Raw genomic sequence first — 807 nt, 5'->3', positions numbered from 1 at the left:
GTATGAGAGACAACTTAAACGAATTCACAGTTTCGAAAGAGCTTCAACCTTATGTAGTTAAAACATATGAAACTAATGAGCTCATTTCAGTTTGTGAATACGTTACCCTCATTTCAAAAGAAGAATTTGAAGAGCAAAAAGAAGTAATTAGAGAAATACTTTCTATCATAGGTGAAAGTTATTTATTAGGCGATGTTGGTACTGTAGGTAAAAACTTTTGTAACTGGGGCTACCGTGATAACGGAGAACTAGCTATATTAGATTTTGCATATATATTCAGAATTCAAGGGGATGAACTTCTATGTTCCAAAGATCAAGCTATATTAAATTATGATGAGAATTTCCATAATTTAATTTGTCCTAAATGTGGTAAGAAATACACATTCATGGACATTAGACGAAGAATTACTATGGAACAAGAAAAAAGAGAAAATGAGATTGCTAAACAGTTAGCTTATAAGCTAACAAAACCTTTTGTGGAAGTTGCTTCTAGTTATAAGGAAGAAGAATTAAAAGCTTCTTCTTTATATAAAACAAAACAAGAAAGTAATGTTAAGAAGGAGGAATATGGTATGAAAAATGAAGATTACTACATCTCTCGTGAAGAGAGCGAAGAATCTTATTTAGAAGCTCTTAATCTAATGAAGAAGATTAAGAGTGGAACAGCTGAAGAAGATGAAGTTCCAAAACTAGATCCATCTTCTAAAGTTGAGACAAACAAGATTGAAATCTATAAGGAAACGCCTACTGAAACAACTAGTATTAAGTTCATTAAGCAGACGAAGCTTGATGAAGAAGAAACCGAAC

The 807-nt window shown here is 31.8% G+C and carries 1 protein-coding gene; it reads left to right on the top strand.

Going from position 1 to position 807, the window contains the following annotated elements:
* Positions 1 to 807: hypothetical protein (locus ETC00_RS19380; RefSeq protein ID WP_171567689.1), on the top strand; the 807-nt coding region annotated here is incomplete at both ends.

The organism is Brevibacillus sp. MCWH (assembly GCF_013096935.1).
Taxonomy (GTDB): domain Bacteria; phylum Bacillota; class Bacilli; order Brevibacillales; family Brevibacillaceae; genus Brevibacillus; species Brevibacillus aydinogluensis.
The sequence above is the reverse complement of the archived record's forward strand: the minus strand, read 5'-3'. Positions and strand labels throughout refer to the sequence as shown.